Source organism: Paenibacillus sp. SZ31, from assembly GCF_012912005.1.
Classification (GTDB): Bacteria; Bacillota; Bacilli; order Paenibacillales; family Paenibacillaceae; genus Paenibacillus.
Genome location: NZ_JABBEA010000001.1, coordinates 399,521 through 423,690, shown reverse-complemented (window position 1 = coordinate 423,690; position 24,170 = coordinate 399,521). Strand labels below are relative to the sequence as shown.

The window sequence follows — 24,170 nt, the reverse complement described above, 5'->3', positions numbered from 1 at the left end:
TATGAGTCCAAAAACTATTGGAGGCTTCTTATATGAGCTATAATGATCGACTGATTCGGGCAAGTTTCAAACAACAGGTAGACCGTGTTCCGGTATGGTACATGCGTCAGGCTGGACGTTACGATCCTGAATATCGCAAAATTAAAGAAAAGTACTCCTTGTTAGAGATTTGCCGACAACCCGAGCTGGCGGCTGAAGTTACACTTATGCCGGTACGTAAACTTGGTGTAGATGCGGCTATTTTGTATTCCGATATTATGAATCCGGTTGCCTCACTGGGCATTGATTTTGACATTGTAAAAAACATTGGACCGGTCATCGATAATCCGATTCGATCCGCTGCAGATGTGGATCGTTTGCGTCCCATTGACGTAGAAGGAGATCTGTCACATATCCTGGAGACCGTTCGAATTCTGGATAAGGAGCTTGACGTGCCTCTCATTACATTTGCGGGTGCACCTTTCACCATTGCGAGCTATCTGATCGAAGGCCGACCTTCGAAAGGGTATATCCGCACCAAAACGATGATGTACAGCGAGCCTGAGGTGTGGCATAAGCTGATGCAGAAGCTTGGTGATATGGTTATTACATATGTCCGTGCGCATATTGCGAATGGCGGTAAAGCATTCCAGCTGTTTGACAGCTGGGTTGGAGCACTTTCTCCGAAAGACTTCAGAACATATGTGTTGCCTACGATTACTCGTATCTTTACCGAATTATCGGATTTGAATGTACCGAAGATCTATTTCCCTGGTGTCGCATCGGGCGAATTGTTGCCAGCGTTGCATAATCTGCAAGCTGATGTGATTGGACTGGACTGGAGAGTATCGATTTCGGAAGGTCGTGAGCGACTTGGCGGCAAATTCGCCGTGCAGGGTAACTTGGACCCCTATCTGCTGACTGCACCGATGGAACTGATCAAGGAGCAAGCCAAAGTGATCATTGACGAAGGAATCAAGGAGCCGGGGTACATTTTTAACCTGGGACACGGACTATTTCCTGAAGCATCTCTTGATAAACTCAGAGAACTAACGGCTTATATTCATGAATATTCTGCCGAAGCATTGAAGACTGGGGTGACGGTAACGAATGACTAATACGATAGGTGTACTGGTGATGTCATATGGCACACCAGAAAATTTGGAGAGTGTCGAAGCGTATTACACACATATCCGCAGAGGACGTCCGCCTGAACCTGAGCAATTAAAGGAACTGACGGATCGTTATGAAGCCATTGTTGGTGGTGTATTCCCGCTTCGGGAAAACACGGACAATCAGGTCAAGGCTCTTCAGGAGACGTTAAACCGCGATGAGCGTGGCAATGGTGTGGAATTCCGTTGTTATCAAGGACTGAAGCATGCCTATCCGTTTATTGAGGATGGTGTGGAACAGCTGGCGAAGGATGGAATTCAGACAGCAATTGGCATTGTACTGGCGCCTCATTTCTCAACGATGAGTGTAGGCAGCTATATTAAGCGTGCGCGTGAAAAAGCAGAAGAGCTGGGTGTTCATATGTCCTTTATTGAGAGCTATCATCTGCATCCGAAGTTAATTCAGGCGTTGTCTACGCGAGTCAGTGCGAAGTTGGATATGTTCGAGGAAGCTGGAGCGAAACGCGGAGATGTGAAGGTGTTGTTCAGTGCACACAGCTTGCCGGCGCGTATTGTGGAGATGGGTGATCCATACCCGCAACAATTGCTGGAGACTTCGGAAGTGATTGCCTCACGTGTAGGCATTACCAATTGGCAATTTACTTGGCAAAGTGCTGGACGAACAGCTGAGCCGTGGCTCGGACCGGATATTTTGGATACGTTACAGGAACTTTCTCGTGAACAGGTAGAGGATGTACTTGTGGCACCAATCGGGTTCGTCTCGGATCATCTCGAAGTCCTCTATGATCTCGATATTGAGGCCAAAGCGATTGCCAAAGAGATCGACATGCGCCTCATGCGTATTGATTCTCTCAATAGCGATCCTCTATACATGGAGACATTAAGCGACGTTATTATAAGCCAATGGCAGCAAGGGTCGGATGAGTAATGGGTAACAAGAAACGCCGTGTTGTTGTTGTCGGCGGTGGCCTCACTGGCCTCAGCGCGGCATTTTATATCGGCAAGCATTACCGGGAAGCGGGCGTTGAACCCGTGATTACTTTGGTCGAGAAAACCTCGTCCATGGGAGGCATGATCGAGACACTGCACCGGGATGGATTTGTGATTGAAAAAGGGCCGGATTCTTTTCTGGCTCGCAAAACAGCAATGATTGATCTTGCCAAAGAATTGGAGATCGATCATGAGCTGGTAAGTCAGAATCCGGAGTCGAAGAAAACGTATATCATGCAGCGTGGCAAACTTCATCCTATGCCAGCAGGACTCGTTCTTGGTATTCCGACAGAACTAAGACCATTCCTGAGAAGTGGCTTGGTTTCTCCGGCAGGCAAACTGCGCGCGTTGATGGATTTTGTCATCCCGCCGCGTCGTACAACAGAAGATGAATCGCTCGGTTATATGATTGAACGTCGTCTTGGAGCAGAAGTGCTGGAGAACCTGACGGAACCACTGCTCGCGGGAATCTATGCGGGTGATATGCGGCGATTGAGTCTTCAGGCTACCTTCCCGCAGTTCGGAGAAGTAGAGCGCGATTACGGAAGCTTGATCCGGGGCATGATGACTGGTCGTAAACCGGCTGAGACGCATACCGGAACGAAACGAAGTGCCTTTCTGAACTTTCGCCAGGGATTGCAGAGCCTTGTTCACGCCCTCGTACATGAGTTGCAGGATGTGGATCAACGTCTGAACACTGCGGTGAAGTCGCTGCAGCGACTTGACGGAGCGGAGACCAGATACCGTGTTGAACTGGAGAATGGTGAACAGCTAGAAGCGGATGATGTAGTGGTTACTGTGCCGACGTATATTGCGTCAGAGCTGTTGAAGCCTCACGTCGATACAGCAGCTCTGGATGCGATTAACTATGTGTCTGTAGCCAATGTGGTACTCGCTTTTGAGAAAAAAGAGGTCGAGCATGTATTCGACGGATCGGGTTTCCTCGTTCCGCGGAAAGAGGGCCGGAATATTACGGCCTGCACGTGGACATCGACGAAATGGCTGCATACCAGTCCGGATGATAAAGTATTGCTCCGCTGTTATGTTGGTCGCTCTGGAGACGAACAGAACGTAGAGCTTCCGGATGAGGCGCTCACGGATCTGGTTCTCAAAGATCTGAGAGAGACCATGGGCATCGAAGCGGTGCCGATTTTCTCCGAGATTACACGGCTTCGCAAATCGATGCCACAGTATCCGGTGGGACACCTCCAACATATTGCCGCTCTTCGTGAGGATCTTGGCAGCAAATTACCTGGCGTGTACATCGCAGGTGCCGGTTATGAGGGTGTAGGTTTGCCTGATTGCATCAGACAAGCGAAGGAAATGTCTGTTCAGGCTACACAAGAGCTAGCGGCAGAATAAGTACAGCAAGAGAGCTGTCTCGAATGTAGATTTATCTACAGAAGAGACGGCTTTTTTGCATGAATATCTGGAAGTTCACCGAGTTAATACCCTTCGAATCGATACAGTTCCAAGGAATGATGGAAATCCAGAATATGCCTGATATAATGGTATGTATGGCTGTGAAGAAGAAGAGGAGTTGCTTATGTATCCCCCAAGATCAGAGCGAAGTGTAGAGAAGAAAAAAGTTAAACGTGCCCGTAGCAGAATTATAAGGATAGTTAATATTGTATTGATCATGGCAATTGGTCTGGTGGGCATTTTTTATGTCATTAATACACGTCAGCAACAGGCAGACCAGCCGGTGAAGCAAGAGATAGTGGATCAGGATCAGCCTTCCATTGGAGTTGATGCCAAAGGCGGTGATCAAGTAAGTTCTCCAGACGCGGAATCTGATGAGACTTCGGAAGAAGGTCCTAAAGCAACGGATGAAGAGACAACAGAGGATGCAGAAAAAACATCCGGCGTAGCGACATCTGACGCTGCAGGCAACACCAATACTGGAAAATCCGATTCCGGAACGAAAAAACCTGCCGCAACTTCGACACCATCCAGCACCAAGGGAAATGCAGGTGTGGATAACGAATCAGGGACGTCGAAACCTTCCAATTCAGCGAAGGATGTCACGATTAACTTTGTTGGCGATATCCAGTTCTCTGGTAAAGTTGCCGAACTGCTGGATAAGAACGGTTATGACTATCCCTTTGCTAAACTCGGCAGGTTATTCAAGGATGATGATCTTACCATCGGTAACCTGGAGACACCAATAACCCTGGGTGGTACCGGTGCAGTTGACAAAACATATGTATATAAATCTTCGCCCAAAGCATTGGCGGCAATGGCCTCTGCGGGTTTTGATGCTGTGAATTTGGCTAACAATCATATTCTGGATCAAGGTGTAGAGGGCTTGGTGGATACGCTAACCTATCTCAAGGAGTATGGCGTAGCCCACACCGGGGCTGGCATGAACAGAGATGAGGCCTATGCACCAGCGTACCTGGAACGCAAAGGCATGAAGATCGCATTGCTGGGGTTCTCCCGAGTGGTACCTGAAACGAGTTGGAAGGCTGAGGGCAATCGGGCTGGCGTGGCTGAAGCCTATGATTCCACAGGGGCAGTCAAAGCGATTCAGGAGGCCCGTAAGAAGGCGGACCTGGTCATTGTGGTTGCACACTGGGGAGAGGAACGGGTAAGTACTCCGAATAGTGACCAGACTCGATTGGCTCATGAGTTTGTAGATGCGGGTGCGGATCTGGTCATAGGTGGTCATCCGCATGTATTGCAAGGGTTGGAGTACTATAAAGGGAAGTGGATTGCATATAGTACGGGGAATTTTATTTTCTCCAGATCCACAACCGAAGAAACGTGGAAAACGGCTGTATTTCAGGCACGCTGTAGTAGCGATGCTAATTGCAGTATGAAAGTCATCCCTTATGAGGCAGGGCTTGGCCAGGCCATTCCGATGATTGATGAGGCGAACAGACTGCTGCTGGAGCAGATGGCAAAGCTTTCTCCAGGCATTCGATATGATGCGAGTGGAGTCGCTTCGCCCAATTGAGAACCTTTTTGAGGAGGGAATCGAATGAACAACCTTTGTGTAGCGCACCGTGGATTTTCTTCCATTGCACCAGAGAATACGATGGCTGCATTCCTGATGGCCATGGAACGGCCAGAAGTTCAGTGGATGGAGCTGGATGTGCAGTTGTCGCGTGATGGTGTGCCCGTGATCATTCATGATTTTACAGTGGATCGCACGACGAATGGCAAGGGCTTGGTTCGGGAAACCGATTGGGCTGATCTGCAACGGCTGGATGCCGGAGCATGGAAAAACAAGACATACAAAGGTGAGCGGATTCCGGCTCTAAGTGAATTGCTTGATCGTTCGTGCGGCAGAGTGCGTTTGAACATCGAACTGAAAACGCAGGGAGATATGTACCCTGGTCTGCCTGCCGCGGTTATATATGAAGTGAGAAAAAGACATATGCAGAATGATGTGGTGATCACTTCATTTGAACCCGCTGCTCTGATCGAAGTGAAGAAACTTGCACCGGAGATCCAGACGGGGTTAATTATTGATGCGCGACCAGGTGATCTGTTAACCGCACTGCGGCAAATGAATTGCACATTCCTCTCGATTGGATATACCAATGTAGACAAATCCTTAATGAACGAGATGCGGAGTGCAGGCATTCGTGTGATGGCTTGGACGGTGGATGACAAGACGATTATGAAGAGACTGGCGGCAGTAGATCCAGAGCTTATGTTGTGTACAAACCGACCTGATGTATGGGAACATGCATTTCAGGAGACGAGCAGCCGATTCTTCAGACCTTAATTTACTCTATATACACTAATGAATCCGATAAAGGTGGTTATATACCCATGTTGACTGACATTCGCAATGTATACTGTGTAGGACGCAATTATAAACTTCACGCGGAAGAATTGGGTAACGCGGTTCCGGATGAGCCGATGATCTTTATGAAACCTTCTCACGCAGTCGTATCCCTGAATGGTGAAACCCTTGAATTACCTGCTACCCAAGGTGAAGTTCACTATGAAGCTGAACTGGTCGTGCGAATCGGCCGTAGTTATGAGCCGGGTGTGGCGGTAGATGAGCTGGTGGATGCGTATGCGTTTGGTATTGATTTTACGTTACGTGATGTACAGACTGTGATTAAGAAAAAGGGTCACCCTTGGACAGCGGCCAAAGGATTCAAAAATTCTGCGCCGGTTACTGCATTTCAGGCTTTCCCAGGTGCGGCAACATTGCTGGAGAAAGACTTTACATTGACCAAAAATGGTGAGGAAGTTCAGCGTGGTAACATTCGTAATATGATCTTCAGTTTACAGGATATTGTGGATTATGTAGGTCACCATTACGGCCTGGGGCCGGGAGATGTCATTTTTACAGGAACACCCGAAGGTGTTGGACCAACACAAGCAGGCGATGTGCTCGAACTGGCATGGGACGGCAAATCCTTGGGTGTCTGTACGATTGGGGCAGCGCAATAAGGATTACACATCATACCTGCTTGAGGTGAATAGGGGACAAGAAGGGGCGTGCATACGCTCCTTTTTGCTGTACTATTAGGAAGGTTCAAACCTCTATCGTACAGATACGCTACTAATTTACGCCAAGCTGTATGCTGTATTCGCACTCTCTGTGACCAACTCTTCCAGTTCGGCTTGTTGTGCAGCATGTTGCTCTGAACTGATACTTCGATTTGCAAGTCGCTCATCCAACTGCTCCTTGAGCTGCCTTACTTGTATAGCTATGACCTCATTCAAGTTCCCATTGTTTTCTTCCGTTATCGTCCTCAGCGATTTGCCGCTGTACAGTTCCTGATACAAATCCGCTTCTGAAGGCTGATTCAGAGCGCTGAGCAGCTCGTCACTGTTTCCCTCACGAGTATCCAAATCAACGATGGACCATTTAGCAGTAGGTATGGGAGAGATGGCCGATTGGCCCCATGCTGTTCCGGCGAAGGACATAGTGACAATCATTGTGCCTATAATAATGACTCTTTTCATGTTCATATGGATAATCCTCATTTCTGTAGTTGAGTACGAACTGAATCGTAGCTTGTCGTAGACGTAATTGTAGATGTTTCGATCTGAGAATAGTGTAAACGGGAAACCTGAATTGAAACTTAAAACAGGATAAGTAATTTCAACTTAGCGAGAATGAGTGCAAAAAGAAAAGATCACTAACATAATTCTTACTTGACAGGTTGGGTTAGTTGGTTATATGATGATCTCAATTATTTTAATACTCATTAAATGAACAGTGAGATAATTTGAACTGAAAACAGAAGTGAGCTGATTGGACCACCAAAGGCTCCCGGGACTACTCCTCTAAGGAATGTCCTCGGGGGCCTTTTTTTGTGCGCTGTTGAAGCTTCAATTGAATAAGGAGGATATGGAATGAGCGATAGAGATTGGGAAGCATTGGAGCGGACGGACTGGTTATTCCGCAAAATGGTCAGACGATTTGTCAAAGAGCGGGATCGCATCTCTGTAGAGGGCATCAGCCTGCCGGGCATGCTTATCCTGCACAAGATCATACGTGAGGGAGAACAACGGCTTGGAGATTTGGCAGAACAATTGGATTTTACATCCGGTGCCATTACTGCTCTAACCGATAAGTTGGAGAAAAAGGGACTCACCATCCGCAGACGAAAGGAAGACGATCGGCGGACGGTTTTACTGGACATCACATCCAGCGGGCGGGAGATGTATGCGAGAAACAGCAATATCGGTGCTCGATGTATCACGCTTCTGTTTGAGGGTTTTACAACGGAGGAGCTGGAGCAGCAAAGTCAATTCTATGAGCGGGTGGTAGCGAACCTGGAGGGGTTCTCGGACACGGTGCTGGAATTGGCGGAGAACAATGGGATACAAGAACACGAGCAGTCTTCCACACGTGACCTTGAGCAGAAGCAGCGGGACAATACCGAGAAGAGTAACTATCTCAGTTATTGAAGTTGAATCAAGTAGCGATATTCGAAATTCCACAAACATGCTAGGGGAGAGATGATCCATGGGACACTCAACAATATATCCAACTGGAGCAACGCTATACAATCCGGATAAGGCTTGGGGCGGTTATACCGTCTATCAGGCAGGTGAGGAAGGTGTAGTGTTGATCGATATGAATGGCAAGGAGGTTCACCTGTGGAAAGGATTGTTAGGGTTTCCTGCCAAAATATTGCCTGGCGGCTACGTGCTGGGCAGCACGGGTCGGAGAGATCCGAAGTTTGGTATTCAGGACAATGTCGATCTGGTCCAAGTGGATTGGGACGGCAACATTGTATGGAAATACAATAGCTACGAACATATCGAAGATCCGGGGTATGAGCCACTATGGTATGCCCGCCAGCATCATGATTATCAGCGTGAGGGTAATCCGGTAGGTTACTATGCACCTGGCCTTGCGCCGAAGACGAAGAGTGGTAAAACGCTCATCCTTGCTCACAAAAATGTGAGTAACCCGCAAATTTCAGATAAGCCATTGCTTGATGACGCCATCATCGAAGTGGATTGGGAGGGGAAGGTGCTCTGGGAGTGGCTGCCTAACGAGCACTTTGAAGAATTAGGTTTTGATGAAGCTGCTCGAAATGTTCTGTTCCGTGACCCGAATACACGCTCTTTCGGTCATCTGGGCGGTGGTGTCGGTGACTGGTTACATATTAATTCTGCTTCATACGTTGGACCTAACCGTTTCTATGAAGACGGAGACGAACGGTTCCACCCCGACAATATTATCTGGGACGCCAGAGAAGCTAACATTATCGCTATTACAGATAGACAGAGCGGAAAGATCGTGTGGAGACTAGGTCCCGACTATACTTCAACTGAAGCGAAGCACATCGGCACGATTATCGGGCAGCATCATGCACATATCATTCCACAAGGTCTACCGGGTGAAGGGAATTTGCTCGTATTCGACAATGGCGGCTGGGCAGGTTACGGCCTTCCCAATCCGGCTTCTCCGTTTGGATTGAAACATGCGATTCGGGATCACTCCCGTGTACTGGAGATTAACCCGGTCACCCTGGAGATTGTCTGGCAATATACCTCGGCAGAAGCAGGTTTCTCGGTTCCGACGGATTCTTATAAATTTTATAGCCCATACATCAGTTCCGCCCAGCGTTTACCTAACGGCAACACCCTAATAACCGAGGGTTCCAATGGCAGATTGTTCGAAGTGACAGCGGAGCATGAGCTGGTATGGGAGTATGTCTCTCCTTACACCGATGGGCGGAATACCAATATGGTCTATCGCTCGTATCGAGTTCCTTATCAGTGGGTTCCGCAGTTGGAAAAACCGCAGGAGATTGCCATCGAAGCTATTGATGTCTCCACCTACAGGGTACCGGGAGCAGCACCCAAAGGTTCTGCATCCATCGTGAGCGTAGAGACAACTCTTCCATTTGTGGCGGGGGCGGCCTGCGTGGCAACGTCGGATGAAGGCAAGTCAGGCGGTTAGGCGTCAAGAATCATGACTAGATCGAATGGGGTGTATATTGTGAGAAAACCATCCATAGTAAACGGTATATTGATATTATTTCTGGCTACGGCACTCCTATTATCCGGATGTAGTTCAAACGCAGCAGGATCGGGAACCCAAGCCGCTACCGGCAAAAATGCCGATAATGTAAAAATTCGAATCGCAGATACGAGTACAAACCCAACGTTCAGGGTAGCCATTGCCAAAGGTTTCTTTGAAAGCAGGGGCATTGATGCAGAGAGTATTACGTTTGGTTCGCCGGCTGAAGGTGTAAATGCACTATTTATCAAACAGGTAGATATTGCGTATGGGGCAGATTTCCCCGTTTTGAATGCTCTGGCTAAAGGGGAGTATTCAGTCATCGCTTCTGCAGGTCAGGCTACGGATGAAGCGGCAGCCGCCTGGAAGTTGTATGCAAGGGAGAATATTCAGAGCGGAGCGGATTTGAAGGGCAAGAAAGTAAGCTTCATTCGAGGCACATTTATTCCATATCTATGGGATGAATATTTGAAGGATCAGGGATTGGCGCTCAGTGATGTGACGCAAATTGGTCAGGGGGCTTTTGATGAGTCCTACATCGCACTGAAACAGGGAGCCCTTGATGCCACTTGGGTAATCGGTTCCGCGTTAACTGATAAATTCGATGCACTCGAAGGAGTACATCAGCTGACGGATATGTCCCATACGCCTATACGCCTTGGTATGGGGCTGATATCGAGTAATGAATTCATTCAGGCAAACTCCGAGACGGTAAGTGATTTTCTTGCGGCGCTTGATGAGGCATCCACGTATGCCCAAGCGCATCCTGAAGAGGTTGCAGATCTGATGTATCAAGAGACCAAACAGCCTAAAGATGCCACGTTGAAAGACCTTCCATTCAATCCATGGGAAGTTGGATTTACGCAGGCTGCTTATGATAGTTTGGCAGGTCAGAAGAAATATATGGTGGACACCGGAATCATCGAACAGGATTTTGATCTCGACACCAAACTCAATCTGACTTCTCTCCAACAGACGCTGCCGGATAAAGTGACATACCGTAAATAATTTATATTCAAATGGGAGGTGTCCGTTATGTCCTTACCTGCAACTCAGCATACCATTCATATTGAACAGCTTCGGAAAACGTATCATGCCCCAAGCAATGGGGATGTGCATTATATCATTAAGGATGTCGATCTGGTCATCAAGGGAGGAGAATTCTTTGTCCTGCTTGGTCCCAGCGGGTGCGGAAAGTCAACGCTGCTGAACATGATCGCGGGTTTTATCTCCAAGTCGGGGGGACAACTCAAGGTAGATAACAAGGAGATTGACAGACCGGGCAGGGATCGGGCGATGGTATTTCAGCAGGCGGATTCGTCTCTCTTTCCATGGTTAACCGTGAGGGAGAATGTTGAATTCGGGCTTCGAATGTCCAAGGTGCCTAAGACACAGCGGCGTGAGATCTCTGATCGTTACATTCAGCTTGTTGGACTGAGTGCTCATGAGGGCAAATTTCCAAAAGAGCTATCAGGTGGCATGAAGCAGCGGGTTCAATTGGCCCGCGTACTTGCGAATGACTCGGCGATCTTGCTGATGGATGAGCCATTCGGCGCGCTGGACGCGATGACGCGGAGGACTATGCAGAAGGAACTGGTGAATATCTGGAAAGAAACTCATAAGACCGTTATCTTTGTCACCCACGATATTCAGGAGGCGTTATTGCTTGGTGAGCGCATAGGCATTATGTCCGTAGGTCCGTCTTCGAATATAACAGATATTTACCACAATGCATTGCCTTACCCAAGGAACATCGCCTCGTCTGAGTTCAACACCCTGTATGACCGAATTCAAGGCCACTTTGAAGAATAACTGAGGTGATATGTGAGATGAAATGGTTGGAGAAAAAATGGGTGTCTATCCCGCTTCTATGGGTAACGGTCATCTTAATCTGGCAGCTTGGTGCCCTCATCTATGGGCCTGACGTAATCCCTGGTCCGTGGCACACGATCCTGGGAGCACGCGAACTAATTGCTGATGGTACACTGATGCAGTATATCGGAATCAGCTTCACTCGTGTACTGGCGGGCTGGGTACTGGGAAGCATCATTGCTATTCCGGTAGGATTGATTATTGGCAAGGTGCATATCATCCGGCTGTTCGCCGAACCGTTCCTTAACTTTATACGTTTTATCCCGCCAATTGCCTTTATTACCTTATTCCTGGTGTGGTTCGGAATTGGAGAGCAATCCAAGATCGCGCTTATTATGTACGCAACTTTCTTCATTGTTGTGCTGAATACACTGACAGGTGTGCTCTCCGTTGAAGAAGATAAAATCCGGTCGGCTCGCAGTATGGGAGCCAATGAACGGCAGATTCTGCTACATGTGATTGTTCCGGCGACAACCCCGTATATTTTCACAGGTGTGCGACTGGCCATGGGAACCTCGTATATGGCCATAATCGGTGCGGAGATGATTGCCTCGAATGAAGGAGTCGGTTACTTGATCTGGAATTCCAGACTCTTTTTCCGGACGGATTGGATCTTTGTCGGGCTGATTTCCCTGGGCTTTATGGGATTCCTGACGGATCGATTGTTCAACTGGTTTGGTCGCAGAGTACTTTACCGATATGGAGTCATTGGCGGAGCGAAGCGGGTTTGAATTAGAACATAGGACCACTGAATTACAAAGGTTACGTAAAAGGGAATTTATCTGTTTTGACGTTTGATCAATAACCTGTTTTGGTACTTCTATACGAGACCAAAACAGGTTTTTTGTGTGCTGGCGTAAGGAGTTTCGGCATTGGGATCAAACCGTGGTATAATTGAATTTCAAAAATACAATAAACGTCATGCGGGCTGTACATACGCTGCATGCAGGAGACATTATGGATTGGATTATTGGCGCCGTATGCGCTTCTATGGTGGCAGGTGCTGCCTATGTGAAAAAGTCGCTAACCCTGTCTGGCTGCCTGGCAGCCATCATGATGGGAACGATATATTACGGAGCGGGTAACCTGTTCTGGTTTGGCACGTTATTGTTGTTTTTCATTACTTCAACGTTGCTCTCCAGGTTTCGTAAAGATCGGAAGCAGGAGCTGGAGAAATCCTATGCCAAGTCAGGAAATCGGGATGCCGGACAAGTGATGGCTAATGGTGGGATGGGCATGTTCCTATGTCTGGGATATTGGATATTTCCACATCCGGCATGGGTATATGCTTTCATTGGTGTAATGGCTACAGTTACATCGGATACATGGGCAACCGAAATTGGGAGTCTCAGTCGCAAGCCGCCGCGCTCTGTTCTCACGTGGAAGGTACTTACGCCAGGTGCTTCAGGAGGTGTCTCACTTCTTGGCACCGTGGCTGCAGCCGTAGGCGGGGCACTGATTGGTGCGGGAGCATTCTTGTTTTCCTGGATCGCCGGGATAGAAGGGCTTAGTCTGTTTAGTTGGACTTTTGTCGGCCTTGTAGGTGGATTGGCAGGTGCTTTTGCCGATTCCTATCTGGGCGCAACCGTGCAGATGATGTATCGTTGTACCGTGTGTGGCCGTGAAGTTGAGGTACATGAACATTGCGGGCATCCGACGGTTCGGGCTCGTGGCTGGGCATGGATGAGTAACGACCTGGTGAACGTGCTTAGCTCGGTGATCGGTGGATGTGTGGCGATTGGTTTAGGTAACATTTTGGCGTTGTAAGGGGGAGTACATTTGAGCACTGTACAGGGAGACAAATCGGAGGCTATTTTGGATGCGGCCTATGGTATTTTTGGCTCGAAAGGTTTTTATGAGACGAAAATGTCTGATATTGCAGACGAAGCCGGCATCGCAAAAGGCACCATTTACTTATATTTCAAAAGCAAGGAACAACTTTTTATCGCAGTATCCAAGCGGGACTGTAACAGCTTTATCAGCCGTCTTGAATATGCTTTGAACTCGCATGAGAACACAGGTGATAAACTTGGAGCAATAGCCAAGACCCACCTTACGTATTATTATGAGCGCCGCAATCATACCAAGCTCTTCTTTATGGCACCCAATAATGATCCGGATCTGATGAAATTCATGAAGGCATTTATGAACCAATACATGAGCATGGTGTGTGAGGTATTGGAAAGTGCAAGTGTACCTGAGCCTGTATTGCTCGCTGAAGCCTACATTGGAATTCTAGACCGGCTTAAGATGGATATTATGTTGAATCCGGAGTTTAATGAGGAACATTTGAACAAACGAATTGCTTTTGCAGCAGCATTGTTTCTGGATGGATGCCGTTCTTTTTTACAAGTGTAAAGTGAGTGCACGGATGTACGTGATATTGAATTTTAATTTACAGAGAAGTGGGTACGAACAATGAACATAATGACGGTAGAGCAAATTGCAAAAAGTTATGGCGAAAAAATATTGTTCAAGGATGCTTCATTTGGCATGGCTGATCAGGACAAGATTGGTGTTGTTGGGGTAAATGGAACCGGAAAATCCACGTTTTTGCGTGTGATCTCTGGTATGGAACCCCCAGATGCGGGACAGATCTCCATTGGTAATGACGTACGTATTCAGTTCCTGGCACAGAATCCGGACTTCAATCCGGATAATACGGTACTGCAACAAGTATTCGAAGGTGACAGCATGGAAATGAAAACCGTGCGTGAATATACGGAAACCATGGAATTATTGGAACTGAATTCGTCCGATCCAGCGTTGCAAGAGCGGTTATTACGTTTGAATCAGCAAATGGAGCAGCTTCAGCTCTGGCAGATGGAGAGTGAAGCGAAGAGCATTTTGTCCAAACTGGGTATTCGTCAATTCGATGCACTGATGGGCACATTGTCTGGTGGACAACGCAAAAGGGTAGCACTCGCTGCTGCGCTGATTCATCCTTGTGAACTGCTCATTCTGGATGAGCCGACGAACCATATTGATAACGATTCGGTCGTTTGGTTGGAGCAATACTTGCAGAAGCGCCGCGGCGCACTGCTTATGATTACGCATGATCGGTATTTCCTGGATCGTGTGGCGAATGTCATGCTGGAATTGGATCATGGACGTTTGTTCCGATACGAAGCCAACTATACACGTTTTCTGGAACTGAAGGCGGAGCGGGAAGAACGGGAAGCTTCTTCCGAACAGAAGCGTAAGAACTTGCTTCGGACAGAGCTTGCGTGGATTCGTCGCGGTGCCAAGGCACGGACAACGAAACAAAAAGCGAGAATTGATCGCTTCGAACAACTTAAAGATCAACAAGGAATTCAGCGCTCGGGTTCATTGGAAGTATCGGTTGGCTCCACTCGTTTGGGTAAAAAGATTCTGGAGATTGAGCATCTTTCCAAATCCGTCGGTGGTCGCAAATTGATCGAAGATCTGAGTTATATTGCTGTACCTGGAGATCGGGTAGGTATTGTTGGGCCGAATGGTAGTGGTAAGTCCACGTTGCTACAGATGATATCTGGCAAGTTGGAACCCGATGCAGGCGTGGTTGACGTCGGTCCTACGGTCAATCTGGGCTACTTCACACAGGAGCATCAGGAGATGGATGAATCTCTTCGTGTGATTGAGTACATCAAGGAAGTGGCCGAGAATGTGAAAACAGCTGATGGCTCTCTGATTACAGCATCCCAGATGCTGGAGCGGTTCCTGTTTACACCGGCATCCCAGTGGACGCCAATCTCTCGTCTGTCTGGTGGAGAGAAGCGTCGTCTGTATCTGCTGCGTGTGTTGATGGCCGCTCCGAATGTATTGCTGCTGGATGAGCCGACGAATGATCTGGACATCCAGACACTCGCTGTACTTGAAGACTATCTGGATGATTTCCCGGGTGTTGTCTTTGTGGTATCCCATGATCGCTATTTCCTTGATCGTACTGTGGATAAAGTGCTGTCTTTTGAGGGCAACGGTGCTGTACGTGTACACGTCGGCGACTACAGTGAGTATGCGGAATGGATGCTGAAAAATGCACCTGGAACTAATCAAGAGAGTGACACAGGAGCAGCGAAGGTGAAGCAGTCATCGGAGAAAACGACTCCTGCTGTGTCAGCGGCTAAACCGAAGTTGAAATTCAGCTTCAAGGAGCAACGTGAATACGATCAGATTGATGAAAATATTGAGAAGGCCGAAGCCAATCTTGTCCGGATTAACAAAGAGATGGAAGAGTCATTTAGTGATTCTGCCCGTCTGCAGGAGTTGATGGCGGAGCAGGTTGAGGCTGAGCGTCATCTGGACGAATTGATGGAACGCTGGACCGTTCTGAATGAACTTGCAGAGCAGATTGAACAGAGTAAGTCTTGATTTATGATTAACCGTCGCCCTTTTTTCCTTCGTGACATTATGTCGCATAGGAGGAGAGGGCGTTTTTTGTCTGCGAATTTGCGATTTAATGTGAAACGTTTAGTATATTCATTACGTTGTATAAGTAAAGAATTCCATAGAAGGGAGAGAACACCACACTTATGTATAAGCAAATGAATGAACAGTTGGCAGTGCTCAAGGAAAAGGGGAGAATTTACGAGAAATGGACCAAGCGTCTAGAGAAGCTTCAAACGGAGGAAAGCGAATGGGAAGCAAAGGTAAATCGTCGGCTGGAGCATCTCCAGAAGGAACAGAAGGACGTTGATCGACTGAACAGTATGACATTGTCAGCATTTTTCTATCAACTGATTGGCAAGAAGACAGAACGGCTGGAGAAGGAAGAACTGGAACTCATGGAGAGCAAGGCTGCATACGACACCGCTTGTCGCATGTTACAAGACGTACAGGAGCAACGAATTCATGTGGAGCAGGAGTTGGAGGGCGGGCGGCAGTATCAGTACTGGCAGAGCGATTACAACGCGCTGTGGGGGAAGAAGGAAGGTCGTCTGCTGGACCAGGATGCGGAATTGCAACAGATGGCTGAGAATCGGGAACATCTGGCGAGCGAGCTACAGGAACTGGATGAAGCTTTCCGGGAGGGAGAATATCTGCTCTATGCCCTTGAACGTGCCGAGAAGGCTTTGTCTTCGGCAGGTAATTGGGGGATATATGACATGATGGGCGGTGGAGTCATCTCCACGCATATCAAGCGAGGAAGAATGGATGACGCTCAGGTCGCCATCATGGATGCAGGTAAGCGTCTACGACGTTTCCAGAAGGAGTTGGAGGATGTAGAGATGGCTGTACACGCGGATCTGCATCTGGGAGGTCTGCTTTCATTCGCAGACTATTTCTTCGATAACCTCTTCGTGGACTGGATGGTTCAGGACAAAATTCGCAAAGCCGAACGTCAGGTGAAGGATGGACTGAGTGCCGTTCGGAAGACCATGCATGTGCTAAGAAATGAAATACGTGATCATAAGGCAGAGTTAGAGATATTGAATGGTAAATATCATGCATATGTGGAACAGGCAGATTAAGAGACAGACAAAAAAAGGACACTTCCGATTGCACACCGATTTGCTGTGCTTGGAAGTGTCCTTTTTGGTTAGACGAGACATATAGATGTCATCCATTATGATTTCGTAGGTAATTGATTTTGTTTAATTGGTTGTAATGTAGGCAGCGAGCAATCGTGCCGTATTCAGGACAGCATCCTTATGCGTACGCTCCATGGAATGAGACGCGTGAACCCCTGGACCGATCAGTGCTGCTCGGATATTGTTTCCTCCGCGTAATGCTGCACTGCCATCTGAGCCATAGTGGGGATAAATGTCGACGACGTAATCCATTCCATCTTGTTTGGCCAGCTCAATGAGACGGCTAGTCATATCATAGTCATACGGGCCAGAAGAATCTTTGGCACATATAGAAACGTCGGTTTCTTTACAACTGAGGTCATCACCCATGGCTCCCATGTCAACAGCGATCATTTCACTGATTTCCGCAGGGATATATGATGCGCCATGTCCGACTTCTTCATAGTTCGAGATGAGCAGAGAGACGTTATGTAATGGTTTCCAGCCCTCGCGATGTGCAGACTCAAGGATACCGAACAGGGCAGCTACGCTGGCTTTGTCGTCCAGATGACGTGATTTGATATAACCACTCGGCGTGATGACTGCACGAGCATCGAAGGAGATGAAATCACCAACAGCGATCCCAAGTTTCAACACATCTTCCTTGGAAGAGACGACTTCATCGATTCGAACTTCCATATGGCTCTCGGTCCGTTCAAAGGTGCGTGCGTCCGGATAGACGTGTACAGACGGGTGAAGGGAGAGAATGGTGCCTGTATATGTCTTTCCATCCCGAGTATGGATGGTGCAATATTCGTTTTCGATACTTTGCATGGAAAATCCACCAACAGAGGTCAGTTTCAATGTGCCGTAAGATGTAATGGAGCGCACCATGGCCCCTAGCGTATCCACGTGGGCGCTCAAAGCAATCGTCTTGGAAGAGTCCTGTCCGGGCAATGTAAGCACTGCACCGCCCTTGTTATTCAGCTCACAGGCGATGCCCAGTGATTCTGCTTCCTTGCGGATCATCTCGATAATATGATTTGTGTAACCACTTGGACTTGGTGTGTCCAGCAATTTTTTCAGAAAAGATAGAACGTAAGATTCATCAATCGTAAAACTCATTGTTTAATTTCCTCCTTGGAACGTGGGTATGGTGTGAAACAAAATACAGCCTGTCTGGGGGAGCGAATGTGATACTACCATTCCTGACTCGCCAGCAGGCTGTCTCTGATTGGTTACAGTGTTCCCGTAGGGTTTCCTTTGCGCTGACTCTGGATCGAATCATTCTCCAATAGGCTGTCGGATTCATTTGAGTCAAGCGAATCCATCGATTTGAAAGAATCCAACGTAGATTTGCTTGTCGCGGAACTTTCCAATTCAGATACACGCAATTTCAATTGCTTGTTCTCGCGTTGCAGTCGGTATTGGCGATAAATACCATATGAACCTACAATAATTCCACCGATCAGTGTACAACCGAGAATGAGCAAGATCAGCGGAATTTGTACCGTGTTGAATAACAGGTTAACTTGTACGGAATCCACATTAATGACCGCAAAGATCCCCGTGAGCAGTGCAAAAACAAGACCTGCTATGAGTGCCCATTGCATTTTCATGGTGTTGCCTCCTTGTTGAACAATTGAGAACTAGATATGCATTACCCATATTCGGGTATGTTGCATCTTGCATTGATGATAAAATCCCCTGCCCAAATGGGCAAGGGATGCAGGTCACATGGAGAGACAACCTTATTTCGTTAGCTGCTCCATCTGTTCAATCAATTCCTTGAAGACACTCATAGCTTCACGAATTGGCTGTGGTGTAGACATATCCACACCTGCTTTTTTCAGAATGTTGATGGAGTAATCACTGCCACCGCTCTTCAGGAAGCCAAGATAACGGTCAACAGCCGGTTGGCCCTCTTCCAGGATTTGCTTGGAGAAGCTGGTCGCTGCGGAGAAGCCTGTAGCATATTTGTAAACGTAGAAGCTGTTATAGAAGTGGGGAATACGAGCCCATTCCATTTCAATATCTTTGTCGACAACCATGTCTTTACCGTGATACTTAACGTTCAGATCATAATAGATCTCGGATAATAATTGTGGTGTTAATGCGTCACCTTGTTCCGCACGTTCATGAATGATTTTCTCGAATTCAGCAAACATGGTTTGGCGGAATACTGTTGTACGGAATTGATCGGCATAATAGGTCAACAGATACAATTTTTCCTTCGGATCTGTTGATTTGTTAAGCAGATAATCCATGAGCAACGCTTCGTTGGTTGTAGATGCAACTTCGGCCAGGAAGATGGTGTACTGTGCATCACGATACGGAAGTGTTGTGTCCGAGTAATGTGAGTGCAGAGCGTGACCCATTTCATGTGCCAGTGTAAACATGCTGTTCAGGTTATCTTTGTGATTCAACAAGACATATGGGTGAGTGCCGTAAGCGCCCCAGGCATATGCGCCAGAACGTTTATTTTCATTCTCATATATATCGATCCAACGGTTATCATATCCAGTCTGCAATGCGTCTGCATAGTCCTTGCCGAGTGGTGTCAGGCCATCTTTGACGGTTTGTTTCGCTTCCTCATAGGTAATATCCATTTTGTACTCATCTACGAGCGGGGCGAACAGGTCATACATGTGCAATTGATCCACACCAAGCAACTTTTTGCGCAGGTCCATATAACGGTGCAATAACGGAAGGCTCTCGTGAATGGTATCTACCAGATTCGTATACACATCCGTTGGAATGTTATCTCCGTAGAGGGACATTTCCATTACGGAAGGGTACTTCCGAACATTGGCATAGAACATATTTTTGGTTACATTTGCATTCAAGGCAGCCGCAATCGTATTCTTCTGTTTGGCATAGGTTTCGTATACCGCTTTGAAGGCGCGTTCGCGAACTTCACGATTAGGATTTTCCAGGAACTGAATGTAGCTGCCGTGTGTCAGCTCAACTTCATTACCATGTTCATCCTTGATTCTTGGAAACTTGAGATCGGCGTTATTCAGCATGCTAAAGATCGTCTGTGGTGCTTGTGAAAGGTTGCCCACCTGAGCAAGCAAAGCCTCTTCGGTTTGGCTAAGAACGTGGGCTTTTTCCCGTTTCATCTCTTCCAGCGTAAATGTATAAGCAGAGAGTTTTTCGTTCGCAATGAACGCGTCCAACTCATCGTCAGGAAGGGAGAGAATCTCCGGTGTGACAAAAGAAAGTGCTTCACCAACCCGTACGCCTAATTTCTGGGCTTTTTGGGACAGGTTTTGATATGTAGGATTCGCTGTGTCTTCATCTTGATGCATACGTGCATACACAAAGAGGCGTTCTATTTTGAGGCTGATCTCATCTTCAAATTCGAAGCAAGATTTGAGTACATCAGGTTGACCCAGTTTGCCTTGAAATTCGGAGGCCTTCTTGGTCAAAGACGATACTTCTTCATATTCCTGATCCCAGGCGTTCTGATCGGCAAATAAATCTTCCAGTTTCCAGCTATGCTCGGCTGGCACCTCGGAACGTTTCAATAATTGACTCATGGAAATCCTCCTTTGATGATCTGATGAATGTATGGACGAAGCTGCCTTCGTCGTGCTCGCCTGTGCGGAGAGAGACGAAGGAATCAGACTAAGTACCAGTATAACAGATAGTGATTTCTGGTATTTCAACGGCCTTCCTCCTTACGATACGAATAATCTCGTATAGTATGACCTTAGGCACGTTGAAATATTTGAACATCAGGGTTCCTTGTGATTAGGTTCCCATGTTATACAAGAAATAAACGATCAGGAAAAAGGCGAAACAAATGAGCAGGGTAGCAATAAGCGCCATTCCCCGTCTTAGTCGATCCGGGATAGAGTTGCGTCCCAGAATAAGCACAATACCGAGGGAAAAGGCAAGAATAATAAAGATGACGACATTGCTTGAGTCAAGCGGCATGGGTTAGACCCCTTTGAAGGCAGCCATCAATTGACGCCATTCATCCTCACGGTTCTCAAAATCTGCTTTTGGGAAACGGCGTTCAGCCCAGTGCATTAACGCAGGACGGCTAAGGAATGTATGGCATTCTTCGCCCCACTCTTCCGAAATTTCTCGCAGTACGAGATATTTGCCTTGAACTTCTACGGTCATCATATTCCACTTGTCTGTTTTGTATATTTCATGTTTTTTTATCATAAGTAGTCTCCAAACTAACGGTTTTGGTAAAATGATACCGTACCCTACGATTCAAAGCAAATTTTTTCGACATTTATGGAAAGATAAATTGCAAAATGGAAGCCCATACAGTATAATAAGGGTATTCGCCATAGATGGCGATATTTTTAGGAGGTTTTTCATTTGAAAGGTACAGTTAAATGGTTTAATGCAGAAAAAGGCTATGGCTTTATTTCAGTTGAAGGCGGCGAGGACGTATTCGTACATTTCTCCGCAATCCAAGGAGACGGCTTCAAAACATTGGAAGAAGGTCAAGCGGTAGAATTCGAAATCACTGATGGAAACCGTGGTCCTCAAGCAGCTAACGTAAACAAACTGTAAGAATTTATCCGGCTAACGGACTTCTATACATGATAAATTTAGAGCTGAATATTAAGAACCCAAGCACAGTCCCCTCAAGGGAGGCTGTGCTTTTTTTGATTCTACATTTTCGGTGTGGATATCGGGTACATACGCTCTGGGTTTCCCTGTGTGTTCACGAGACACGATTGGTCATGCTGGACCATAACTTCAATCCGAAACCGATTAGTGCAGCCAGGGAGAAAGCCATAGCGGTGAGATAGAAGGCTTGTCTGCCTGCATGTTCCAGCAGCAGTCCGCCCAACGTTCCACTAAGAAGTCCCGAAGCACTGGACCAGACAATGGTGAACAAAGCCATACCTGTAGCTCTGTAGCCGTCCGGAACTAGGCGAATGATGTAGCGGACCGCCGTAACGTAGAAAATACCAAAGGTAACACTGTGCATCGTCTGAATCGCAACAACAGCTGCAGGTGTATCGGAGACAGACATGAGAAGCAAACGAACCGTATACATCAGTGCAGCAAAAGCAATTAGCGGCAGTTCTTTATAACGGTTTCCATACTTGCTGAGTAGCAGGAAAATGGGAATTTCACTTACGGAAGAGATCAGCAAAGACCAGCCGATCAGGCCCTCGCTGGCACCCAGATCTTTTAGCGTGATGGTAAGGAATGCTTCGTTCATGCGATGTCCCATGGCAAGCAAAAATACACAGCCAAAAAAGGTGAGCACATCTCTGCGTTTCAAAATAGCCCACAGCCCCGAAAGATCCATTTTGCTACTGCTTCCCGAAGGCTGATCCTTCAATTGAAAACTGATTAGAAGAGTTGTGGCAGCGAGACCGACACAAAGCCAGATCGTCCATCCTGGACCAAAAGATCCGAGAAAATACCCGATACTTAATGCGAAGAAGGCATACCCAATCGATCCGAAGACTCGAATGGAAGTGAAGTTTCGACCATACTTGCTGGCCGTTGTAATAGCCATCGTATCGGAGAGTGGATAGACCGGATAATAGAAAAAGTAAAACAGGGTCACGAGTACAAATACCTGACCAAAAGTCGTCGCATTGGCGAGCATGATACCTGTGATCAATTGACCACCAAGCAGAATGATCATCACTTTGCGCACCGTCTGGTAACGGTCGCTGGCCATGCTCCAGAACATATTGGAGAAAACAGAGATGAGGGGGCCGATCCCGTAGAGATAACCGATCTCAGCCCGACTGAAGCCCAGATGACTGAAGTACAGCTGGAAGTAGGATACCACCAGAACGGTGGAACCGAAGATGGTGAACATGAGAGCCCGCAGCCAGTTCTGATCTGGGCGGGCGTTGTGACTTAATTTCATGATGAGAGACTCCAATCCTGATAACAGTTCAATGATTTTATTACCCTTTCAGGGATGATGATTTACCAGCTTTCGGCACGGACATGGTAGGTTCTTGCTGCGTGCGCCGGATGACAAGCCAGACAATGATAAGTTCGGCGAGCAGGCCAAGGGATTGGGCAACAGCTCCAATCATGCCGTTCCACGCAGGGAAGATACTAACCAGTATAAGCAGCACGATTACCGTGCAGATTGCATTCGCGGTTTGCGAACGAAACATTGTTTTCGTCTGACCGCGAAGCAGAATGAGGCCATTGCTGAAATCCAGAAAAGGGAAGATCAGCGGAAATAAGACGAACGCACGCAGGGTCCAGAGACTTTGTTTCAACAGTTCGCCCTGAACGCTCATAACATTTTCGAGTACCCATGGTCCCAAGGGGGTATAGGCAATCGACACCATCATCGCAAACGGAATAAATCCGGTGACAAGCGCGAATTTTCGTACCAGTTTGGCGTCCACAAGGTAGAAATTAAGCACGATCTGATGGATGTATGTAAAGAAGCTTAGCATCAACTGCATCAGACTGCTTGCTATGGCAAAGGACGAAATGGCTAGTGCGATTCCGGTCGTTTTGCCAAGAACGATGTTAATGACCGGTCCTATAAACAGGGCTACAAAGCTGGATAGCAGTAGCGGCTTATAAAAGCGAAATACGTCTCCCTTGCTCTCGACGGGATGATCCTCAAGCTTGGCTGGCATCTTGCGCTTGATGCTGTTTCCCTCCAGAAAGCTGACCAGCGCTTCAATCATCATGCCAGCAGCAAAAATGATAGCGCCTACACGTCCACTGTCAATGCTGTCTGTATATATGAAATACAGGGATAGTCCATACATGCCGGCTAAACGGAATACCATGCCGATCGTTAACCACTTGGTGCGGTTATTCGTAATGATGATCCCCTGATAGATGTTGCGGATTACTGAAAAGATACTCACATACATGAGAATTTCATATACGTCGATGACTTTGGTCAGCAAGTCCGGACTTACACCAAACAGGTATTTGAATACCCCGGTACCCAAGGGGGAATAAACGATGAGAAAACCAATTAGAAGCACACAGGCAAGAAATATTTTGGTCACAAACGTGAGGGCCTGAAAGGAAAGGCGATCGCGAACCAGTGCGGAACAGGTTTGCCGCAGCAGAGTGGAGGGGCGTTCCGTGAGGGTTAACAAGCTACCGGCGATGGCATAGCTGGCAATAACCGTCTCGGGATGAGCGGAACGTGCTAATGTGCTGTTTATAATGACGTGAGAAATGGTGACGAGAGAGGCGGAAATGCCAAGTGGCACAAAAAAAGAAAATAACCGTCTCCACGAAAGTGATTCACTTGACGACATGTCAACG

The 24,170-nt window shown here is 47.4% G+C and carries 24 protein-coding genes; 16 read left to right on the top strand and 8 right to left on the bottom strand.

Features of this window, described 5'->3' with window-relative positions; genetic code table 11:
* Positions 1-32: 32 nt before the first annotated feature.
* The 6 genes from hemE (at position 33) to HF638_RS01945 (ending at position 6,518) form a co-directional block, all read left to right on the top strand.
* Positions 33-1,097 (top strand): uroporphyrinogen decarboxylase, encoded by a 1,065-nt coding sequence (gene hemE, locus HF638_RS01970; protein WP_169478638.1) that lies wholly within the window; start codon positions 33-35, stop codon positions 1,095-1,097.
* Positions 1,090-2,040, top strand: a complete 951-nt coding sequence (gene hemH / locus HF638_RS01965; protein ID WP_169478637.1) for a ferrochelatase — start codon at positions 1,090-1,092, stop codon at positions 2,038-2,040. The genes hemE and hemH overlap by 8 nt, the downstream gene beginning before the upstream one ends.
* Positions 2,040-3,464 carry a protoporphyrinogen oxidase gene (gene hemY, locus HF638_RS01960; protein ID WP_169478636.1) on the top strand — a complete coding sequence of 475 codons (1,425 nt, stop codon included), beginning with the start codon at positions 2,040-2,042 and terminating at the stop codon, positions 3,462-3,464. The genes hemH and hemY overlap by 1 nt, the downstream gene beginning before the upstream one ends.
* Before the next feature lie 184 nt (positions 3,465-3,648).
* Complete coding sequence (locus HF638_RS01955) at positions 3,649-5,061, top strand: CapA family protein (RefSeq protein ID WP_169478635.1); 1,413 nt, start codon at positions 3,649-3,651, stop codon at positions 5,059-5,061.
* A 24-nt stretch (positions 5,062-5,085) separates the two neighbouring features.
* On the top strand, positions 5,086-5,838 hold the full coding sequence (locus HF638_RS01950; RefSeq protein ID WP_169478634.1) for a glycerophosphodiester phosphodiesterase: 753 nt from the start codon (positions 5,086-5,088) through the stop codon (positions 5,836-5,838).
* Between the two features lie 47 nt (positions 5,839-5,885).
* Positions 5,886-6,518 (top strand): fumarylacetoacetate hydrolase family protein, encoded by a 633-nt coding sequence (locus HF638_RS01945; RefSeq protein WP_169478633.1) that lies wholly within the window; start codon positions 5,886-5,888, stop codon positions 6,516-6,518.
* Positions 6,519-6,635: 117 nt separating this feature from the next.
* On the opposite strand, the gene HF638_RS01940 is transcribed toward HF638_RS01945, so the two are convergent.
* Positions 6,636-7,043 (bottom strand): hypothetical protein, encoded by a 408-nt coding sequence (locus HF638_RS01940; RefSeq protein WP_169478632.1) that lies wholly within the window; start codon positions 7,041-7,043, stop codon positions 6,636-6,638.
* 387 nt (positions 7,044-7,430) lie between these two features.
* Here HF638_RS01940 and HF638_RS01935 point away from each other — a divergent pair, with 387 nt between their 5' ends.
* The 9 genes from HF638_RS01935 to HF638_RS01895 all read left to right on the top strand — a co-directional run bounded on the left by HF638_RS01935 (position 7,431) and on the right by HF638_RS01895 (position 16,877).
* Positions 7,431-7,988 (top strand): MarR family winged helix-turn-helix transcriptional regulator, encoded by a 558-nt coding sequence (locus HF638_RS01935; RefSeq protein ID WP_169478631.1) that lies wholly within the window; start codon positions 7,431-7,433, stop codon positions 7,986-7,988.
* A 58-nt stretch (positions 7,989-8,046) separates the two neighbouring features.
* Positions 8,047-9,495 (top strand): aryl-sulfate sulfotransferase, encoded by a 1,449-nt coding sequence (locus HF638_RS01930; protein WP_169478630.1) that lies wholly within the window; start codon positions 8,047-8,049, stop codon positions 9,493-9,495.
* Between the two features lie 12 nt (positions 9,496-9,507).
* Positions 9,508-10,563 carry an ABC transporter substrate-binding protein gene (locus HF638_RS01925; RefSeq protein ID WP_169478629.1) on the top strand — a complete coding sequence of 352 codons (1,056 nt, stop codon included), beginning with the start codon at positions 9,508-9,510 and terminating at the stop codon, positions 10,561-10,563.
* 27 nt (positions 10,564-10,590) lie between these two features.
* Entirely contained in the window at positions 10,591-11,367 is a 777-nt protein-coding gene (locus HF638_RS01920) for an ABC transporter ATP-binding protein (RefSeq protein WP_169478628.1), read from the top strand.
* Positions 11,368-11,384: 17 nt separating this feature from the next.
* The gene (locus HF638_RS01915; RefSeq protein ID WP_145319349.1) at positions 11,385-12,158 is read left to right on the top strand and encodes an ABC transporter permease; all 774 of its coding nucleotides are present in this window, start codon (positions 11,385-11,387) and stop codon (positions 12,156-12,158) included.
* Between the two features lie 226 nt (positions 12,159-12,384).
* Positions 12,385-13,194 carry a DUF92 domain-containing protein gene (locus tag HF638_RS01910; RefSeq protein WP_169478627.1) on the top strand — a complete coding sequence of 270 codons (810 nt, stop codon included), beginning with the start codon at positions 12,385-12,387 and terminating at the stop codon, positions 13,192-13,194.
* Positions 13,195-13,206: 12 nt separating this feature from the next.
* The gene (locus HF638_RS01905) at positions 13,207-13,785 is read left to right on the top strand and encodes a TetR/AcrR family transcriptional regulator (RefSeq protein ID WP_017689402.1); all 579 of its coding nucleotides are present in this window, start codon (positions 13,207-13,209) and stop codon (positions 13,783-13,785) included.
* A gap of 60 nt (positions 13,786-13,845) precedes the next feature.
* Complete coding sequence (locus tag HF638_RS01900) at positions 13,846-15,777, top strand: ABC-F family ATP-binding cassette domain-containing protein (RefSeq protein WP_169478626.1); 1,932 nt, start codon at positions 13,846-13,848, stop codon at positions 15,775-15,777.
* Between the two features lie 161 nt (positions 15,778-15,938).
* Complete coding sequence (locus HF638_RS01895; RefSeq protein WP_169478625.1) at positions 15,939-16,877, top strand: hypothetical protein; 939 nt, start codon at positions 15,939-15,941, stop codon at positions 16,875-16,877.
* Between the two features lie 123 nt (positions 16,878-17,000).
* Here the strand turns inward: HF638_RS01895 and HF638_RS01890 are convergent, their stop codons facing one another.
* From HF638_RS01890 to HF638_RS01870, 5 genes are all read right to left on the bottom strand, one after another.
* Positions 17,001-18,041 carry a M42 family metallopeptidase gene (locus HF638_RS01890; RefSeq protein ID WP_169478624.1) on the bottom strand — a complete coding sequence of 347 codons (1,041 nt, stop codon included), beginning with the start codon at positions 18,039-18,041 and terminating at the stop codon, positions 17,001-17,003.
* Positions 18,042-18,154: 113 nt separating this feature from the next.
* Positions 18,155-18,535: a LapA family protein gene (locus tag HF638_RS01885; protein ID WP_047842377.1), complete on the bottom strand. Its 381-nt coding sequence runs from the start codon at positions 18,533-18,535 to the stop codon at positions 18,155-18,157.
* 132 nt (positions 18,536-18,667) lie between these two features.
* Positions 18,668-20,458, bottom strand: a complete 1,791-nt coding sequence (pepF, locus tag HF638_RS01880; protein WP_211175450.1) for an oligoendopeptidase F — start codon at positions 20,456-20,458, stop codon at positions 18,668-18,670.
* A 214-nt stretch (positions 20,459-20,672) separates the two neighbouring features.
* Positions 20,673-20,858 (bottom strand): hypothetical protein, encoded by a 186-nt coding sequence (locus tag HF638_RS01875; protein WP_062833637.1) that lies wholly within the window; start codon positions 20,856-20,858, stop codon positions 20,673-20,675.
* Between the two features lie 3 nt (positions 20,859-20,861).
* Positions 20,862-21,095: a hypothetical protein gene (locus tag HF638_RS01870; RefSeq protein WP_017689395.1), complete on the bottom strand. Its 234-nt coding sequence runs from the start codon at positions 21,093-21,095 to the stop codon at positions 20,862-20,864.
* Between the two features lie 162 nt (positions 21,096-21,257).
* Between HF638_RS01870 and HF638_RS01865 the strand changes: the two genes are divergently transcribed.
* Complete coding sequence (locus HF638_RS01865; protein WP_017689394.1) at positions 21,258-21,455, top strand: cold shock domain-containing protein; 198 nt, start codon at positions 21,258-21,260, stop codon at positions 21,453-21,455.
* A gap of 154 nt (positions 21,456-21,609) precedes the next feature.
* Here HF638_RS01865 and HF638_RS01860 read toward each other — a convergent pair whose 3' ends face one another.
* Together HF638_RS01860 and HF638_RS01855 are read right to left on the bottom strand one after the other, a co-directional pair.
* On the bottom strand, positions 21,610-22,782 hold the full coding sequence (locus tag HF638_RS01860) for an MFS transporter (RefSeq protein ID WP_169478622.1): 1,173 nt from the start codon (positions 22,780-22,782) through the stop codon (positions 21,610-21,612).
* 40 nt (positions 22,783-22,822) lie between these two features.
* The gene (locus HF638_RS01855) at positions 22,823-24,163 is read right to left on the bottom strand and encodes a polysaccharide biosynthesis protein (RefSeq protein ID WP_169478621.1); all 1,341 of its coding nucleotides are present in this window, start codon (positions 24,161-24,163) and stop codon (positions 22,823-22,825) included.
* Between the last annotated feature and the right edge of the window lie 7 nt (positions 24,164-24,170).

Coding starts and splice junctions, on each gene's coding strand:
- hemE (WP_169478638.1), top strand. CDS start 33: ATGAGCTATAATGATCGACTGATTCGGGCAAGTTTCAAACAACAGGTA.
- hemH (WP_169478637.1), top strand. CDS start 1,090: ATGACTAATACGATAGGTGTACTGGTGATGTCATATGGCACACCAGAA.
- hemY (WP_169478636.1), top strand. CDS start 2,040: ATGGGTAACAAGAAACGCCGTGTTGTTGTTGTCGGCGGTGGCCTCACT.
- HF638_RS01955 (WP_169478635.1), top strand. CDS start 3,649: ATGTATCCCCCAAGATCAGAGCGAAGTGTAGAGAAGAAAAAAGTTAAA.
- HF638_RS01950 (WP_169478634.1), top strand. CDS start 5,086: ATGAACAACCTTTGTGTAGCGCACCGTGGATTTTCTTCCATTGCACCA.
- HF638_RS01945 (WP_169478633.1), top strand. CDS start 5,886: ATGTTGACTGACATTCGCAATGTATACTGTGTAGGACGCAATTATAAA.
- HF638_RS01940 (WP_169478632.1), bottom strand. CDS start 7,043: ATGAACATGAAAAGAGTCATTATTATAGGCACAATGATTGTCACTATG.
- HF638_RS01935 (WP_169478631.1), top strand. CDS start 7,431: ATGAGCGATAGAGATTGGGAAGCATTGGAGCGGACGGACTGGTTATTC.
- HF638_RS01930 (WP_169478630.1), top strand. CDS start 8,047: ATGGGACACTCAACAATATATCCAACTGGAGCAACGCTATACAATCCG.
- HF638_RS01925 (WP_169478629.1), top strand. CDS start 9,508: ATGACTAGATCGAATGGGGTGTATATTGTGAGAAAACCATCCATAGTA.
- HF638_RS01920 (WP_169478628.1), top strand. CDS start 10,591: ATGTCCTTACCTGCAACTCAGCATACCATTCATATTGAACAGCTTCGG.
- HF638_RS01915 (WP_145319349.1), top strand. CDS start 11,385: ATGAAATGGTTGGAGAAAAAATGGGTGTCTATCCCGCTTCTATGGGTA.
- HF638_RS01910 (WP_169478627.1), top strand. CDS start 12,385: ATGGATTGGATTATTGGCGCCGTATGCGCTTCTATGGTGGCAGGTGCT.
- HF638_RS01900 (WP_169478626.1), top strand. CDS start 13,846: ATGAACATAATGACGGTAGAGCAAATTGCAAAAAGTTATGGCGAAAAA.
- HF638_RS01895 (WP_169478625.1), top strand. CDS start 15,939: ATGTATAAGCAAATGAATGAACAGTTGGCAGTGCTCAAGGAAAAGGGG.
- HF638_RS01890 (WP_169478624.1), bottom strand. CDS start 18,041: ATGAGTTTTACGATTGATGAATCTTACGTTCTATCTTTTCTGAAAAAA.
- HF638_RS01885 (WP_047842377.1), bottom strand. CDS start 18,535: ATGAAAATGCAATGGGCACTCATAGCAGGTCTTGTTTTTGCACTGCTC.
- pepF (WP_211175450.1), bottom strand. CDS start 20,458: ATGAGTCAATTATTGAAACGTTCCGAGGTGCCAGCCGAGCATAGCTGG.
- HF638_RS01875 (WP_062833637.1), bottom strand. CDS start 20,858: ATGCCGCTTGACTCAAGCAATGTCGTCATCTTTATTATTCTTGCCTTT.
- HF638_RS01870 (WP_017689395.1), bottom strand. CDS start 21,095: ATGATAAAAAAACATGAAATATACAAAACAGACAAGTGGAATATGATG.
- HF638_RS01860 (WP_169478622.1), bottom strand. CDS start 22,782: ATGAAATTAAGTCACAACGCCCGCCCAGATCAGAACTGGCTGCGGGCT.
- HF638_RS01855 (WP_169478621.1), bottom strand. CDS start 24,163: ATGTCGTCAAGTGAATCACTTTCGTGGAGACGGTTATTTTCTTTTTTT.